The organism is Pedobacter polysacchareus (assembly GCF_019802255.1).
Lineage (GTDB): Bacteria > Bacteroidota > Bacteroidia > Sphingobacteriales > Sphingobacteriaceae > Pedobacter > Pedobacter polysacchareus.
The window spans coordinates 699,486-716,850 of the sequence record NZ_JAHYSS010000001.1 but is presented as its reverse complement, the minus strand read 5'-3'; the positions used below and the strand labels follow the sequence as shown (position 1 = coordinate 716,850).

The following is a 17,365-nucleotide window of genomic DNA, read 5'->3' as shown; positions in this document are numbered from 1 at the left end:
AATTATATATTAAAAATTACGTTTACTACCTTACCTCCACGATGTCTGTCAATGGCCTGCGCTCCGAGATGGCGACGCTGTAATTCTCTTTGAGATTCCCCACGGCTAAAAACATGATTGGAACACAGTCGCTGTCCATTTCCATGGAATTTATAAATGCTTCATACTGCTTTTTAGCATAGCTGGTATTTAAACAGCAAACCCCTAATCCCTGCGCATGTAAGCCCAATACGATAGACATCGCGAACATTCCTCCATCGATGTACACCTGATTTCTTTCATAAGCGAAAAAGGAAGACAGTTTTCCGGTGATGACAATTAAGGAACTGATGTGCTCTCCAAAACCCTTATTCCCATTTTGCACATTCAAAAGTTTCCGCTTCAGTTCCACATTAGAATGCTCAATTACATAGACTTTCCAGGACTGTCTGTTACAAACAGATGGCGTATATCTGGCCGTATCTATCACTTTTAATATCTTTTCTGTGGGTACTGGTTCTTCAGAAAAATCTCTGACGCTATTTCTGGATTTGAAAAAACGCTCGTAATCAAAATCCAGGGTATTCAGAATATCCTGACGGGGAACCATCTTTGTCCCTCCGGTTTTATTGAGCGTAGATTCATCGCATCTCAATAGCAACCGCTCCAGTTTGCTTTTCAATTCCGCAGACACCTGGTGGTGGCCTTCATCGAAATTCAAATATTCACGAAGTGTGTAAGCGGTCATATCTGTAATCGCATCTTTGCCGTATTTAGTCACATAATCATCCACAATATCTGCCAATGCGCCGATCCTCGGTCCTCCAAACCCTGGACGTGGTTCACGCAATGCCAATCCTTTTTCCACGGCGTGGTATTCCTTAAGAATATAGGCCTGCATCATTTCCTTGCTTTTTAACTTGAAGGAGGCCGACTCTCTGTTAAACTTCCGGTAATCATATAAATAATCTTTAATAATCGACAACTGTGTTTGCTTCGCTCTATAAAGCCGTTTAGCTGATTTTGGAACGATCTTTTTAATTAAATTTTTCATTCGGAGTTTTATAATTTTTAAATGCTGGTCTTACTCAAATGCGCCGAAACTAGGTTTCAGCGCAGGTTAAGTTCATTCAGTTTATATTTGGTTGGTTTTATGTATGTTTCAATTGCCGCTTCTTTGCCTGCAGCTTTTCCAGCAAAGCAGGAATCATCTTTTTTATAAATAGTTTCTCATCCTCACACAATCCGAAAAGGTAAATCCCTGTTCCAAAGACCAGGACTCCGGCGATGCCGGTAAAGAAAAACCTGAATTCGAAATGCAGGTAAGACACCGATAAATAGCAGGTCAGCACCAGTAGTGAAAGAGGAATAATAATTTTAAAAATTACGTTAGCGCAGTAAAGCGAAATAGACAATCCGGCGATGCTTCTTAAGAAAAACAGCCTCAACGTGCAGGCAATCAGCTCCACCGCACAATACCCAATAAATACATAGTAAGGAGGGTAACCTAACTTTAACAGCAGGTATGCCAGTGGTAAAGCAAGCAATAAAACGGATCCTACTACCATCTGGTAAGCTTTCACTCTTCCCGTAGCCTGTACTGCAGATTGTAAACCTATGGTGAGCTGATTAATTAAAGTTGCGCACAACATTAAGGAACAAAATACCACCGTATATTCCGGAACTTTGCTGAGCCATAAATGAAGGATGGCATCCATTTCAAAAATGCAGGGAACAGCTACAAAAGCCAGCAAAAAGAATCCAAACTTACTGCCGATCATAGATAACCTCAGCATCTTTTCACGGTTGTTCGCACCTTCACTTTTCATGATTTGTGGATTGATGGCCCGCAATAGTGTGAAAGAAAAAAAGTTAAGCTGTGCTGCAACCTGATTGGCAATACCGAAAGCCGCATTCACGACAGTTCCTAAAAAGATATTCAGTAAGATCGCCAGACCTTCTGCTCTTCCTAGAGCACATAAAGACCCAAACAAATTCCAACCAGCAAAAGAAGTCAGCTCCTTCATCAATTTTGTATCAATTGAAAAGATCCCTTTCAGTGTACAATCTTCATATTTATAGAAGCAATAAACCGCATACATCAACAAGCTGATGATACTAATCCCTGCCGTCAATAAACCATAAACGGCCAGTTTATCCTGAGTAACTACATATAATAAATAAGCGATTCCCAATTTCAACAGGGTTTCTACCACATTCACAATTGCTACCCACAGCATATTTTCATGTGCCACTAAAGAACCGGTAAAAGGAACGGCAACAATCGTAAAGAAAACCGTGACCGACATAAAATGATAGATCATTTGGGCAACATGAATTCTATCTGCTGGAATATTCAGAAAGCCATTGAACAGGAATAATCCTGCGATTTCCAATCCGGCAACAATCAGGATTCCAATTCCCAGATGCAGAACAAGGCTATTTGAAAAAACTCTTTTCTGCATTGGCAGGTCATTTTTCCCCTGATAAAAGGAAAGGTAACGCTGGGTGGAAGTAGCCATTGCGGTATTCAGAAAGGAAAGCATTGCTATCAATCCGGCGATCAGGTTAAAAACCCCATAATCTGCTGCACCCAATGCCGTTAACACCAACCGCGTTGCATATAATGAAATCCCCATGGTAACCAACATGCGGGCATACAATATCCCCATGTTCACCACTACCTTATTTCCTGATTTCATTTGATCTGATGATGATTATGATTTGAATAATTTATTGAAAAAACCTGTTTTCTGCGGACTAGTGCCATAGTCACCATAAGTGTAGCCATAACCGTATCCTTTAGTGGCCTTGATGTCGTTGATCACCAGGCTTAGACCTTTCATCTTCTGACTTTTCTGCAAGTCGTCCACAATCGTCAATTGCTGCTTTAACGTGTAATTTTGTCTCACTACATAAATACATACATCCGCATAGGAAGCCAGCAATTGCGCATCCGTTACGATGCCTATCGGTGGCGCATCAATGATGATATAATCAAATTGTTCTTTCAATTCTTCCATCAGCGATTGTGTTCTTTCACTCAGTAACAACTCTGCTGGATTCGGAGGAATCGGGCCTGAACTGATCATAAACAAGTTCTCCTGGATTTTCAGCGGCATAATGATATCTGCTGTTTTGAATTCAGAATTGGCCACATAATTGGTAAATCCAACTGTACCCGGCAGGTTTAGTTTTGCAGAAAGACCGGGTTTACGTAGATCCAGTTCCATCAGCAGCACTTTCTTATTGGCCAGGGCTAAAATATGGCCGAGGTTCATCGCCACAAAAGATTTCCCTTCGCCAGACATGCTGCTGGTAAACAGGATGACTTTCTCATTTTTATTCTTAAACAGAAAGGAAAGGTTGGTTCGCAATGCCCTGAACTGTTCTGAAATTGCGGAACGTGAACTGTTTGCAATGGCCATATTTTCATTGTCTTCCTGGTGACTGATTTCTCCGATTACGGGAACTTTAGTCGCCTTGGTGACGTCCTCCTTCAATTGTACTTTATCATTCAAGAGGTCTTTCAGGTACATTATTCCCAGAGGAATGGCCAAGCCAGCAATCAATCCGAACAGATAGACATAAGCTTTTTTAGGGCTAAAAGCTTTAATTTCAGATTTAGGTGGATCTATGGTTCTTGAATTGGCAATATTCGCTGTTTTCGAAATCGCTGTTTCCTCGCTTTTCTGCATCAGGAAGATATAAAGCTCCTGTTTGATCTGCTGCTGGCGGGCGAGATTCAGGTAACTGCGCTCCATTTGAGGGACATTTCGCACCTGGCCTTCTGCCTTTTTCATTTGCTCATTAATGCGGTTTCTAGTGATCACAAAACCATTTAGCGTACTGGCAATATTAGTTTCAATATCTGCTCTGGCATTAGAAATCTCCTTATCCATCAATTGAATGGTCGGATTCGACTCGGTCAGGCCAATCATCCTTCTCGCCCTTTCTAAAGTCAGGGCATTATATTTTTCTACCACCGCATTGAACACCATATCAGTAGGGATCAATGAACTTGGCAGCACTTTTTTATTCTTGCCTTCATCTCTCAAATAGTCCTGTAAACTACTTAAAACACTGATTTGGGTTTCTATCTTCCCCAGATCATTGATATACTGACCACTGGTTTGCACCAATAATTTAGATTGCTCCGACATATCTGCCAGGTTATTCTTCTGCTTAAATGTCTGAATGTTACCTTCTAAGCCCCCTAGCTCACCACTGATATGTGCCAATCGGTTGTGAATAAACTTTACCGTACTGTCAGCCACTTCATTCTTATCTTTAAGGTTCGCCTGCACATACTTTTCAATCAGTTTTCCTAAGATATCTTCTCCCTTTTTTGGCACAGGGTGATTCAGCGCAAGGTCAATCACGGTCACCTGTTTATTTTTAACCTCTACGGTTAATGCAGCCATCAAGTCAATTACCCTTGAATCCACAGACATGATGGTAAAAAGGTATTTTTCATTGGCTGGAGCAACCGCTGTATTTTCTACAATCTGAACTACACCTACCTCTGGAATTGTAAAGGAACGGTTAAAGGCAACCAGTGTATCCAGTCCATCGGCGGTCACCGCTACTTTTCCTTTTTCTGCAAAGCTTACTTTTACTTCAGCCGCTTTAATAGTATCTACTGGGGCCAAAACCTTTACCTGAAAAGGGGATTCATATAATTCTACATTTTTAATTGCCCCCGTCCTGTAATAGGTAACATTCAGGTTCATATCTTTCACCACCTCAGCCATCAGATTCCTGGTTTTTAGGATCTCAGCTTCATTATCCACGGTACTTTTTGTACCTAGAAGCCCGCCAATGTCACCTAAAAGATCACCACCGCCCGACATTCCTGCCCCTTTTTTCTCGTCATTTACCAGAACTCTGGCGGAAATTTTATAGTAGGGAGTTTTATACTTCCCATATAAATAAGAAAGCCCAAGACAAAGGAATACGGATAACGCAATCCAATACCAATTGTCCAGTAAGCGTAATAGGAGCTGTTTAACATCCAGGCCATCTGAATTTTCATGCGCGGTTTTATCTTCAGAATTTATGTTCTTCATTTATTATAGTCTAGCGGTTAATAAAGTAATGGCAGTTAAATCCTTGAAAACAATACAATTAAGACGGACAGAACTGTTCCAATCACTGCAAAAGTTTGTGTTCTTGCCTGATTTAAAGAGGCTGCTTTACCTTTATTAGGCTCCACATAGATCACATCATTCTGTTTCAAATAATAAAATGGGCTGTCAAAAATCCGGGAGGAATTGAGGTCTAATCGTGCAAATTCTTTTTTGCCGTCCTGATCTCTGATCAATAATACATTTTCCCTTCTTCCAAAAATCGTGAGGTCACCAGCCATACCCAGGGCATCCAGTACACTCACCTTTTCATTTGGGAGGATATAAGAAGAAGGTCTTGCCACCTCCCCTAATACAGTTACTTTGAAATTGGCATACCTGACCTGCACATTGGGATCTTTATAAAAGACGGCAGCTTTGGTTTTCAGGAGTTCACGTGCCTCGTAAGTAGTTAAACCGGCAACTTTCACCTGGCCAATGATAGAGAGGTCTACCTCTCCATTTTTATCTACCAGAAAACCGCTGGCTGCGGAAGTGCTGCTGCCTGATGCTGCGGCAGCAGCTGTAGTACTGCCATTTGCCGTCTGACTAGCCAATTGATTTACTGGCATTCCAGTCGTCGGATCAACAGTTACCAATGAAATCGACAGAATATCATCAGGATTTATCGTTAAACCCTTAAAAATCGTAGTATTTTCAATATCAGACTGACCATTAGCAGTAATATCCTGGAAATAAGGAACTTTTTTTGTCGTAGAACAAGAGTTCAGCAAAATAATAGAGAAAATAGCCAAATAATTCAGGTATTTTCTTGATAACAAAACTTTAACCATAGTAATTTCGATCTAAAAAACGGCTTAATCACCAGAATCATGTGAAAGCAAAAATAATCGTTTTAAATTTCAATTACACCTAGCTACAAATGGGTATTTAGCTAGAAAAACAGCTCCATATTCTTGAAATCAACATTTCCGAGCTTAGCAAACAGGCGTCCACTTTGTATTTCAGCAGTCAATGCCTGCAAATGCTTGTCGTGGTGTAAGTCTGTTCCCGCTAAATCATAGTAATTCTTTTGAAGCAGGTAGTCGGCCAGTCTTTTTACGTCTTTGCCATAATAGCCAGATACAGAAAGCAGGTTGAGCTGGAACAGTACTCCCATTTCTTTCAAACGGTGGAAACGCTGATGCTTATCCTGATAAAAACTATAACGCTCAGGATGTGCCAGCACGACTATATATCCTTTAACCTGGAGGTTGAAAATGACCTGCTCTATGTTTGGCATTTCCGATATATAAGACATCTCTATCAGAATGTGCTTTTTGGGGAGGCACATCATATTGCTGGTAATTTCGAAATCTTCATTTACCATATATTCTGCAGCAGCGCCGATTTCTATTGGTAAAGAGCTGGCTTTTACAGCCTGTTTGGTATCTTCTAAGATGTTTTCTATAATCTCCCTATTATTTGGATACAGTCCGGCGAAGATATGAGGTGTTGCCAGTAATTTTTTAAAGCCCAGATCCTGTAAACTTTTCATAAAATTTAGCGTCATTTCCATATGCTTAGCACCGTCGTCAATGCCCGGTAACCAATGTGCATGCATGTCCACACCTAACCACTCCATATGGTCGATGTGCGTTTTTTTGTTAAAAAAAGAAAACATCTTAGAATTTTTAATTTTTTTGAAAAACAAGCATGGATTTCATAACCCCATATCAAATCTGCCTGTCGTTTTAACAAAAATACAATAGCGTTAGATTATCTGCGTTATATTTTACCGCATTCCGCTTGCAATTCAGGAAATATACCCAGTAATGGGTACTGATTTAGGGCAAAAAAAAAGCCTGACATCCAGGAATGTCAGGCTGATCTTAAAACTTATGCGATTATTTCTTGTATCCAGCAGCTAGTTTAAGTGCATTATAAGCATTAACTACACCACCACTAATACAAAGATCCGCAAAAGGAATATCCTTAACCGCGTCACCTTGCTGTACTTTTACCACTTGATCTACTTTCACTACAGACTTCATAATGATGTCTTTTACTTCCTTAGCAGTTAAGTTAGGGTAGTAAGAACGGATCAAACCAGCCAAACCAGCTACCACTGGAGCAGCCATACTGGTCCCATTCAATTTTTGGTATTTAGAACCGGGAGTAGTCGAGTTGATGTTTACACCAGGTGCAAATACATCTACTTTAGTTTTTCCGTAGTTAGAAAAATCGGCTTTAATGGTTTCATCTTTTTTCCATCCTGAAGCACCTACTGTAATCCATGAAGCAGCTTCACCACCATCCTGGTATTGCGGGTTAGGGAAGTTTTGAGCTTCATCCAGGTCTTTATTATCATTTCCTGCAGCATGTACCAATAAAACATCTTTTGATACGGCATATTTCACGGCATCATCAACGATCTTTTTATCCCATGAATAACCTTTTCCAAAGCTCATATTGATCACTTTTGCCCCGTTATCCACTGCGTAACGAATACCATTGGCTACATCTTTATCACGTTCGTCACCATTTGGTGTATTACGAACCGGTAGGATCACCACATTATCTGCTACGCCATTGATCCCAATTTTATTATTTCTTACTGCGCCAATGATTCCTGACACATGAGAACCGTGCAAAGCATCTGGTCCGGCAACATCATTATTACCATAGAAACGGTTTTTCACATCATTAGGATCATCCCCAACGATTGGTCTTGGATCAAAGTCAAGGTTTAGATTATACTCCACCTGAGACTTAAAATGATCCACACCATCTACGATCTGCTCTGCATAAAAATCTTTAAAATTGGTCTCTTGTAATTGCTGCACCATGATTCTCTGGATGTTTTTTTCCATGCCATCTGCAGGATGGTAACTTTGAAAATCTCCCGCAGCAGGATTTTCTTTACCAATCTTTTTCACTACTCCGTCAATTGCATCTTTCAAGGCAGTATAACGCTCCAGATTCTCTTTAGCTTCTACCAATTGTTTTTCAAATTCAGCTCTGTTCTTCTGATAAGTTTCAAACGCAGGAAGATCCTCTGCTTTTACTGAAGTCGCATCTAAGTTCGCGAATTTCGCTTGGTCTCTGCGAACCAAACGTGTTAATTCTAAAGTTTCATAGTTGATAGATCCTTTGCTAGATCCTAAAAAGCTCCAGCCGTTTACATCATCAATGTATCCGTTTTTATCATCGTCTTTTCCGTTTCCGGCGATTTCTTTCTTATTTACCCAAATGACACTTTTCAGGTCTTCATGTTTAATATCAACCCCACCGTCTAACACTGCTACAATTACAGGTTTAGACTTTTTCCCTTTTAACAGTTCGTTATAAGCTTTTTCAGTACTGATACCAAAGGTAGTATCTGTTTTAAGGTCCAGGTTCTGCCAGTTTGGCTTTTGTGCTACAGACACGAATGGAACCATTGCCAATAAGGACAAGCTCAATATTCCACGATAGCAAAAGTTCGCTTTCTTCATATTCATATAATAGATAATTTGGACAAAGTTAAATAATAAATGAGGAATGGTGTTCGTATCAAATATGCGACGATCACCAATATCCCAGCATAAACGCAAAAAAGCCGGATTTGATATCCGGCTCTCTGAAAAAATTATAGTTAATAGTCAATTTGACAAGATAAAAGCTTATTGCAGCTCCATCAGTTCATAGAAATTCTTAATTCTGGCAAAAGAAGGATGTAAAGAAACCACATCTCCAAATACCAGTAATGCTGGCGCGGAGATCTTATGGTCTTCAATTAATTCTGCAATTGTATCTACTACCCCTATTTTAATGTTTTCATTCACAGAAGAACCATTTTCAATAACTGCTACCGGCATTCTATTTTTACCTTCCTGCTGAAAAATAGCGGCAATCTCTCTGATCTTCTCAATTCCCATGAGTACCACCACGGTTGCTTTGGATTTTGCGGCCACTTTCAAGTCCGGAGAAAGCTCCCCAGCTGCGTTAGTACCACTCAATACCCAGAAGCTATCACTCAGTCTATCATAAGTCATTGGAATTTTATGTAAACCAGGAACTCCTAAAGCACTGGAGATCCCTGGGATGATTTCCGTTTGGATATTATAAGATTCTGCATAATCCACTTCTTCAAATCCACGGGCAAAAACAAATGGATCACCACTTTTCAACCTCACCACATGGCCAAAGTTTAAAGCGTAATCGATCATCAGCTTATTGATCGCATCCTGGGAATAGGAGGCCTCTTCAGATTTATTCCCTACAAATATTTTAATTGCTTTCTCTGGTGCGTGGTTGAGCAATGCTTCATTCACCTGTGCATCATACAGTACCACATCTGCTGTATTGATGGCTTTTACTCCCTTTAAACTGATCAGTTCAGGATCACCTGGACCAGCACCTACTAATGTAATTTTAGGTTCTTTTACACCATTTTCAATCTTATTCAAAATCATAGCCTTAGGTTTAAAGGGATTATATATTTGTATTGCTGACACAAATATATAAAAACTCTATAGAAGTAGTAGACTTTATTTTAAAATAGTTGATTATTCTATGAAATTACCATCCGTTTCGCGTGCAATCACATCTGCAATAGAGGTTTGCGCCAGCACTTTAAGTGTAGCATCACGAACATCAATAAAGGTTTTTCTAATTCCACAAGTGATTTCATCATGGCATTCATCGCATTTGCGATAAAATTTAAGACTGGCACAAGGAACCATGGCAATAGGGCCATCTGTGATGCGAAGAATATCAGCCAGGAAAATATCTCCCGGTTCTTTATTTAAACTGTAACCGCCACCGGCACCTTTCTTACTGTATAAATATCCTGCATTACGCATATCCAATAGAATCTGCTCCAGGAATTTACGGGGGATCATTTCCTGCTCTGCCAATCTTACGATCTGCATAGGAGGGTTTCCAGCGTTTTTTCCGAGCGCTACAAGCGCCTTTATTGCATATTTAGTCTTCTTAGATAGCATAAGACAAAGTTAAGAAAAATCCATTACTTTCTCATCAGGTAATAATTTGTCGAAATAGCCCTTCCCCATGTTTCTTTCGGCCACAAAGTGTGGAATAATGCAACAGTTCAAATTTTGGCACAAACCAGTTAAACACTGATTACAAGCCTTTTACTGGAGATTCATTGATTCTGGCACCATTATGTAACTTATCTAATCGTAATTGAAACAAAAAGAATTTAAATTTAAATATAGAGTTATGAAAAAGATCATCTTATCAGCAGCATTTTTAGCATTCGCAGGATTAACACAAGTAAAAGCAACTGACGTTAAAAACCCAGTTATCATCAGTGTAAAACAAGATAGCACTACAAAAACTCCAGTTGAATTGAAAGATCTTCCAGATGCAGTAAAAACTACATTGGCTTCCGACAAATATAAAGACTGGACTCCAACAGCAGCATTCTTAATTGTGAATGCCGATAAAACTGAATTCTTTCAGGTAGATGTTAAAAAAGGAGACGAAGCCGCATCGTTAAAAATAACTAAAGACGGTGCTGTTATTGAGTAAACCATCAATAAATAACAATTAATATAGTGTACGAAAGCCGGATGTCCCCCGGCTTTCGTATTTTTGCTATAATTACAAGCGAGATTCTTATGGCAAAAATACTGATTATTGAAGACGACCTTACCTTTTCGCAAATTCTGGAAGGCTTCCTGACCAAGCACGGGCATGAACCTGTTGCGGTCAATGATGTGAAGAAAAGTCTGAAGTTAACAGCTGAACAAAATTTCGACTTATTTCTGGTAGATTACCGTCTTCCGGATGGTACCGGGCTCGATGTCCTCTCACATATCCGCGATATGGGTATGAGCCAGCCAGTGATCATTATGACCAGTTTTAATGATGTCAGGACCGCCGTAAAATCCATACAATTAGGGGCCTTCGATTACATTACGAAGCCTGTAAATCCTGATGAGTTGCTGATGATCATCAACAATGCTTTAGGTAAAAAAGAAAAACCCGTTACCGGCAATTCGATCGAACATGCCGATGCCATCAAAGGAAAAAGCAGTATTGCTGATAAATTATACGAACACATTAACCTGGTTGCACCAACAGATATGTCGGTGATTATTCAAGGGGAAACCGGAACAGGAAAAGAATATGCAGCCAGGGCATTACACGTCCACAGCAAGCGTAAAGACAAACCCTTCATTGCAATAGATTGTGGTGCATTGTCAAAAGAATTGGCTGCAAGTGAATTGTTCGGACATGCCAAAGGCGCTTTTACCGGTGCCCTAAACGATAAAAAAGGACAGTTTGAAGCCGCAAATGGAGGCACCTTGTTTTTAGATGAGGTAGGAAACCTAAGCTATGAAGTGCAGGTGAAAATGCTGCGCGCTTTACAGGAAAGAACCATTCAGCCTTTAGGCAGCACCAAGAATGTAAAAGTAGACGTCAGAATCATTACGGCCACTAATGATGACCTGAAGAACAGTGTCAGCAATGGTGATTTCAGAGAAGATCTTTACCATCGCTTAAACGAGTTTAAAATTCAGCTTCCACCATTGAGAGAAAGAGGAAAAGACATTGAACTGTTTATCAATCATTTCATAAAACTCTCAAATGAAGAGTTGAATAGAAATGTACAGCACCTTTCTCCAGCTGCAAAAGACCTGCTACTGCAATACGATTGGCCAGGAAACTTAAGAGAATTGAAAAATGTGATCAAAAGAATGGTGCTATTGACACCAACTGAAACTGCAGGGATAGATGCCCTACCAGAAGAAATGATCATTTCCATTAATCAGGTCCCTAAACCACAGGGATCAGATCTTAAAGCCATCAATGAAGTCAATGAAAAGATGCTGATCATGGAAACCCTGGTTAAAGTAAAATACAACAAATCAAAAGCTGCCAAATTACTGAATATTGATCGCAAGACCTTATACAGTAAAATGGAACGCTATGAGATAGAATAGTCATTACATTTTTCGGATCTGGTCAATTAGCTGCTTTAATTTTACGGATAATTCGACAACAGTTTGTTTGCTCTTTCTATCGGGCATGCTTTGTTGATGAAAAACAAGTTCTAATTGCCGGAAGTCACTGGCCAGATTTTTCGAACCGATCTGTGCGATACGACCGGCCAATCGATGACTCAGCAAACCGAGCGTTTCCGTATCCTCCTGCTGTATTGCCTCCGCCAATTCCTGCAGGTCATTTTCGCAGTCCAATGTGAACCTGTTCAAAATCTTTTTCAATTGCTCCTCATCATCAAAGGTCATTTTTCTCAAGGGGCCAAGATCCAGTTCAATTGCTGCATCAGCAATTTCGGCATCAGTACCTGCATCTGTCACTTTTAGATCTGTTTTACGCTCCTCCGCGATTACAGGTTCCTCTTCTTTTGAAAATGATTTTTCCTCCAGCTCTTCAGAAAAAACGGCCAGCAATTCATTTTCACGGAAAGGTTTCATCACCAGGCCATCAAACCCATTATTTAAAAGAAACTCGCGTTCATCAGGAAGTACCTGAGCGGTAATTGCAAAGATCTTAACCGTATTCCCCATCTTTTTCCGCAACAGCTGACAAAGTTCAATGCCATTCATTTCCGGCATCCGCATATCCAATAGTATATATTTCAAACCTGCGGCCTTCTCTGCTTCATGAAGCAGCTGTACCGGAGAATTAAAACTGCGATAATCAATATGGTTGCGTTCAAAAATAATACTGCAGAGCTCTAAAATTAGTGGATCATCATCTACCACCCATACTTTAAATGGTTTCCAGCTCAACCGATCTTTTGATTGTGATAACTTCTCTTCTATCGGTTCTTCCGCGATTTTAAAAGTAAGGTAAACGGTAAATACGCTGCCTACTCCCTCTTTACTTTTCACATAAATTCTTCCGCCCTGCGTTTCTATCAGAGATTTGATAATGGTTAATCCTAAACCCGTTCCTGCCTGATGCAGCACTTCCTGATCATTTTCATTGACCTGCTCAAATTCATTAAAGATCACTGCTTTTGAAGCCTCTGAAATGCCGATTCCAGTATCTCTTACCATAAAAGTAAAATGCAGATTTTCACCTTGTCGTTTATAAAAAACAGATAAAACCACTTCTCCTTCGTTGGTAAATTTGATGGCATTACCCAATAAATTATATAGGATTTGCTTTAAGCGGAAAGGATCACCATTGATGTATTTTGTTTCATGCAGGGAGATCTCTGTCAGCAGATCCAGGGATTTACGCTCGGCTTGTGGTCGCATCACGAAAATCACTTCTTCCAATAATTTAGCAATATCAAAAGGCTTTTCTATGAAAGTAAATTTGCCGGAAATGATCCGGTTATAGTCCAGCACCTCATTTACAATCTGTAGTAAGTGTTCTGAAGAATGATAAATGGCATCAATATCCCGGATATTTGGTTTTTCCTGCTGGCGAATGAGTTCCGCATAACCAATAATAGATTGGAGTGGTGTCCTGATTTCATGGCTCATATTGGACAGGAAACGCTGCTTAGCCATCCCATGATATTCGGCCAGATCTCTGGCCTGTTCCAGCTCATTTTTATAACGGTTACTTCTGGTAATGTCGGTTAGAATAAAATAAAGCATCAGGAGCATGAGCAGGAAAAAAACCAGCATAATGACACTAATGGTATTGATCCCGGTATTCACCACATGCTTTGCCTGAATCCCATTGAGTTCAATCTGCGTCACCACTTCGCTTTCTACCTTACGGAGAATGTCGAGCATCTGATTGATCAAAAGGTTATTGGCGTTGGCCAGTTCCGCTTCTTTATTTAAAAAACGTGCACTATTTCTTTTTTGTTCTTTTTCAATGTTGCGAAGTGTTTCTTCCAGACTTTTAGAAGTCTTTTCTTCATTTGAAAGAGAAATGGTATCTACTTTCAGATTCTTTTCATTGATGATCTTATAAGACTTATTGTCTTCGCTTTCTTTCTTCTTTCCAAAAAGACGGCCAAAGAAACCTCTGTTTTTATCTTCTGAGGAGTAAATGGTGGTGGTAGAGGTTTGCAATTGAGAAGCCAAAACAGTACTGTCGTTCCCACTTTTATTGACCAATTCACTTAAATTCTGTACTTGGGTGGAGAAGGATTTGTTGTTCACCAGCCGCTCTCTCACCTTTAGATAATTCAGAAACTGGTTATCACGTTCTTTCAGCAGTTTTTGAATACTGCTGATCCGCTGCAATTGAACAGAATCTTTAGTATATAAGCTGGATAAAGAATCCAGGGAAGCACGTAACTCCCCGGATTCCTTTAAAAGTTTACTATAGTTTTTCGGATCATTTGAGGCTTGCGTTTTCTGCAATTGATCCAGTCGGCTGATCTTTAAAGAGATGAGGTTTACCATCCTCAGTCGTTCACTAGGCGTAGAGATATTTTCTACGGTATTCAGCATTTCATTAAAAGCGACTTTACTCACTGCCCAAGCCATAATTAAGGCAAAACAGGCGAGCAGCAGGGCAATAATTACCTTTCCTTTAATCGCTTTAAACAGACTTTTCTTTGGGGTATCACTCATCTTTTACAAACACAATTTCAAATGTACAGATAGAACAGCAAGGAACCTGCCATGATCTGTAATTTCAGAAAAGTTAAGCAAAGACCTCCATGTTGCCAAACAAATAATATGCGATAATTAATGTAATGATCACGTTAAACAGTTGTGCCAGCAAGAAAGCATACAAAGGTTTCTTGCTTTGATTACCGAATAAATCCTTGAAGTTAGTCTCTAAACCGATACTGGTAAATGCCAATGCAAACCAGGCGCCCTGTAAATTTTTCAAGCTGTCTTTCACATTGGAAATCGTCTCTTGGGGCAAGAAAAAAGAGAACAATAAAGAGGCGCCAATGAAGCCCAATACAAATTTAGGAAAGCGTTCCCAGATCACCCCTACCGTTGGCCTTACCCTTACTCCATTTTCATCTTTATGGTTGGTATAAGACCAGTAAATACTGATGGCAAAAGCGGCAATCCCAAGCAATACATTTTGGGAGAATTTCACAATTGTGCTGATTTTCAAAGCCTCTTCCCCTACTAAAGTTCCGGAAGCGACTACTGCTCCGGAAGTATCGATACTTCCACCCAGCCAGGCACCTGTTACCGCTTGTGGAAAAGAGAAATAATGTGCGATGTAAGGCATAAAAATCATCATTGGAATGGCAGTGATCAGTACCATAGAAATCACATACGAGAGTTTTTTGGAATCTCCTTTGATTGCGCCAGAGGTGGCTATTGCCGCAGAAACTCCGCATATAGATACTGCACTGGAAATCATCATGGTCAGTTCATCATCGACTTTTAACTTCTTACAAAGCCAGAAAGCGAAATACCATACGGAGATAACGACTACCAAAGCCTGAATTAAGCCTAAAGATCCTGCCTTTAAAATATCTGCAAAGATCACGGTAGTCCCCAATAAGACCAATCCAATTTTTACAAAAAGCTCGGTAGACAGGGCTGATTTGAACCACTGCGGCAGTTTAAAAAAATTGCTGATGGCCAAACCAATCATTAAACTAAAAATTACAGCTTCCAGGTTCAGCGCGCGCATACTGGAACTCCCGGCAATCAGCAAGGCAATAATGGTGAGCACATACACTACCGGAAAGCCCATTAAAAAGCTTTTTACGGATTTACCCATAAGGAAGGCACCTATCGCCCCAATCACTGTAATAAATGCAAACTGGATAAAAATAGCGGTTAAATTCTCCATTTGGAAAATCTTCTCGCTTAAACTGGCCAGGGTATCCCATTTGAAAACCGGGATGGGCAATAAGAAAAAGAAAAGACTACTTAAGATAACAAGGGAGCCGAGTATCACTACTGCCCAGTCTTCATGGATTAAGAGTTTGTTGGTGTTGGTTGAAATTTTGTTCATTGATTAGGTTCATTTATGTGTGTGTCGTAAATTAAGAATTAATTTTTTTATGATTCATCCTTTTGAGCTGAAAGCCAGGGGCCGGACAATGAAAAAGCCAGGTCATCCAACCTGGCTTTTAACCAAACAAAACTTAGATCTAACCAAACATCTAATTTTTAAGCAACAGTCCGGACGAACTGAGAATCAAATTCTTAATGCTTATTGAGTTCAAAGATAATAAAGTCTACTAATTTAATAGAATTTATTTGAAATTAGTTTTATCCTATCCGAATAACCTTCCTAATCGCCTATTATGAGGCTTTTAAGTCCTATTCTTACCAAAATCGCTGAAGATTTAGAGAAAAAAAATGAATAATTCCGGAGCGCTTTTTAAAAGAAGAAGAGCGAATGAGGATCAATCGGGTGAATGACCAGATTTTTAAAAGAGGAATGGAGCGCGTATAAAGCGCTGCATTGAAATTCAGCACAGCGCTTAACGAAGCTATTATTGCATCATGATTAATTTCAAAACATTAGCCAATGTTTTGTTTACAAAAGTGCCGGCATCACCTGCCACAGCAGTTACCGTACCTAAAACAGCTCCTAGAAGGCCTCCTAAAAAAGCAGTTGGATCACCGCCAATTAAGGCACCGCCTTCAATTGATGTCATTTCTTTGAGTTCCATTTCCTGAAGACCAAGATTTTTTAATTCTGAATTTTTCATAATAGGAATTTTTAAGTTTACCCTAAGGTAATGATCCTTCCTACAATAAATAAACAGCCTTTAACCTGGAAACACGAAAAACAAAACACTCACCTATAGATAGTTACCTAAAATAACTCAAAAAGCAACTTTTAGTACTGAACAATCATTTATTAAGCTGCTTATTCAAATTATTCAGTTTTACAGCCCTGTTAAAATTCATTTCACAAGAAAGCTGCGGAAAAAAATTTCCGCAGCTTTTTATATAAGGTAGATGATTACTTACAAGCTTCAGGAGCAAATGTAAATCTGCCTTTATCAAAAGAGATCGGTTTACCTTTTACAAAATAAGACCGCCCTACAGAAGTTTCAATCTGACCAACGCCTAAAATCAACTTGCCATCTTTCTTTAAAAATGCCAATGGATTTTTGTAAATTGATGGATTTGCAGTCCCAATTTTAAAGGTATAATCCACAAACAAGGTATCCCCACTAAATTTCCCAACTACTTCACCAATATTATCTCCCTTATCCTTGTAATTGATGAGCAGGTGCCCGGTAACTTTCCCTTCACTACTTGTATTCAGGTGAAGATTGGCCGTATCTAAAGCATCTATAGCTACATAACATTCGCTGCTCACCGTAGTGTCGACTTTTACAGCGGCTTTTTTTTCAGAATTGTTACCGCTACAGCTATATACCAATGGTACTGCCATGCAGGCCAGATAAAGAATTGATTTTTTCATGATAT

At 39.6% G+C, this 17,365-nt stretch carries 14 protein-coding genes; 2 read left to right on the top strand and 12 right to left on the bottom strand.

Features of this window, described 5'->3' with window-relative positions; translation table 11 throughout:
* Positions 1-25 precede the first annotated feature (25 nt).
* The 8 genes from K7X70_RS03025 to K7X70_RS02990 all read right to left on the bottom strand — a co-directional run bounded on the left by K7X70_RS03025 (position 26) and on the right by K7X70_RS02990 (position 10,033).
* Complete coding sequence (locus K7X70_RS03025) at positions 26-1,033, bottom strand: nitroreductase family protein (protein WP_222535656.1); 1,008 nt, start codon at positions 1,031-1,033, stop codon at positions 26-28.
* A gap of 97 nt (positions 1,034-1,130) precedes the next feature.
* The gene (locus K7X70_RS03020; protein ID WP_222535655.1) at positions 1,131-2,681 is read right to left on the bottom strand and encodes an MATE family efflux transporter; all 1,551 of its coding nucleotides are present in this window, start codon (positions 2,679-2,681) and stop codon (positions 1,131-1,133) included.
* Positions 2,682-2,696: 15 nt separating this feature from the next.
* Complete coding sequence (locus K7X70_RS03015) at positions 2,697-5,048, bottom strand: GumC family protein (RefSeq protein ID WP_222535654.1); 2,352 nt, start codon at positions 5,046-5,048, stop codon at positions 2,697-2,699.
* A 35-nt stretch (positions 5,049-5,083) separates the two neighbouring features.
* Entirely contained in the window at positions 5,084-5,899 is an 816-nt protein-coding gene (locus K7X70_RS03010; protein WP_222535653.1) for a polysaccharide biosynthesis/export family protein, read from the bottom strand.
* A gap of 101 nt (positions 5,900-6,000) precedes the next feature.
* A complete protein-coding gene (locus K7X70_RS03005; protein WP_222535652.1) occupies positions 6,001-6,729 on the bottom strand; it encodes a tyrosine-protein phosphatase in 729 nt (242 codons plus the stop codon).
* Between the two features lie 223 nt (positions 6,730-6,952).
* The gene (locus K7X70_RS03000; protein WP_368388120.1) at positions 6,953-8,548 is read right to left on the bottom strand and encodes a S8 family peptidase; all 1,596 of its coding nucleotides are present in this window, start codon (positions 8,546-8,548) and stop codon (positions 6,953-6,955) included.
* A 162-nt stretch (positions 8,549-8,710) separates the two neighbouring features.
* Positions 8,711-9,502, bottom strand: a complete 792-nt coding sequence (cobA, locus tag K7X70_RS02995; protein ID WP_222535651.1) for a uroporphyrinogen-III C-methyltransferase — start codon at positions 9,500-9,502, stop codon at positions 8,711-8,713.
* A 93-nt stretch (positions 9,503-9,595) separates the two neighbouring features.
* Positions 9,596-10,033 (bottom strand): RrF2 family transcriptional regulator, encoded by a 438-nt coding sequence (locus tag K7X70_RS02990; protein WP_062546749.1) that lies wholly within the window; start codon positions 10,031-10,033, stop codon positions 9,596-9,598.
* Positions 10,034-10,271: 238 nt separating this feature from the next.
* Between K7X70_RS02990 and K7X70_RS02985 the strand changes: the two genes are divergently transcribed.
* A complete protein-coding gene (locus K7X70_RS02985; RefSeq protein ID WP_222535650.1) occupies positions 10,272-10,583 on the top strand; it encodes a hypothetical protein in 312 nt (103 codons plus the stop codon).
* An 89-nt stretch (positions 10,584-10,672) separates the two neighbouring features.
* The gene (locus tag K7X70_RS02980; RefSeq protein ID WP_222535649.1) at positions 10,673-12,001 is read left to right on the top strand and encodes a sigma-54-dependent transcriptional regulator; all 1,329 of its coding nucleotides are present in this window, start codon (positions 10,673-10,675) and stop codon (positions 11,999-12,001) included.
* 3 nt (positions 12,002-12,004) lie between these two features.
* On the opposite strand, the gene K7X70_RS02975 is transcribed toward K7X70_RS02980, so the two are convergent.
* From K7X70_RS02975 to K7X70_RS02960, 4 genes are all read right to left on the bottom strand, one after another.
* Positions 12,005-14,569: an ATP-binding protein gene (locus K7X70_RS02975; RefSeq protein ID WP_222535648.1), complete on the bottom strand. Its 2,565-nt coding sequence runs from the start codon at positions 14,567-14,569 to the stop codon at positions 12,005-12,007.
* A 73-nt stretch (positions 14,570-14,642) separates the two neighbouring features.
* Positions 14,643-15,929, bottom strand: coding sequence for a YeiH family protein (locus K7X70_RS02970; protein WP_222535647.1), 1,287 nt, complete (start codon positions 15,927-15,929; stop codon positions 14,643-14,645).
* Between the two features lie 487 nt (positions 15,930-16,416).
* A complete protein-coding gene (locus K7X70_RS02965; RefSeq protein WP_222535646.1) occupies positions 16,417-16,635 on the bottom strand; it encodes a hypothetical protein in 219 nt (72 codons plus the stop codon).
* Between the two features lie 257 nt (positions 16,636-16,892).
* Positions 16,893-17,360 carry a hypothetical protein gene (locus tag K7X70_RS02960; protein ID WP_222535645.1) on the bottom strand — a complete coding sequence of 156 codons (468 nt, stop codon included), beginning with the start codon at positions 17,358-17,360 and terminating at the stop codon, positions 16,893-16,895.
* Between the last annotated feature and the right edge of the window lie 5 nt (positions 17,361-17,365).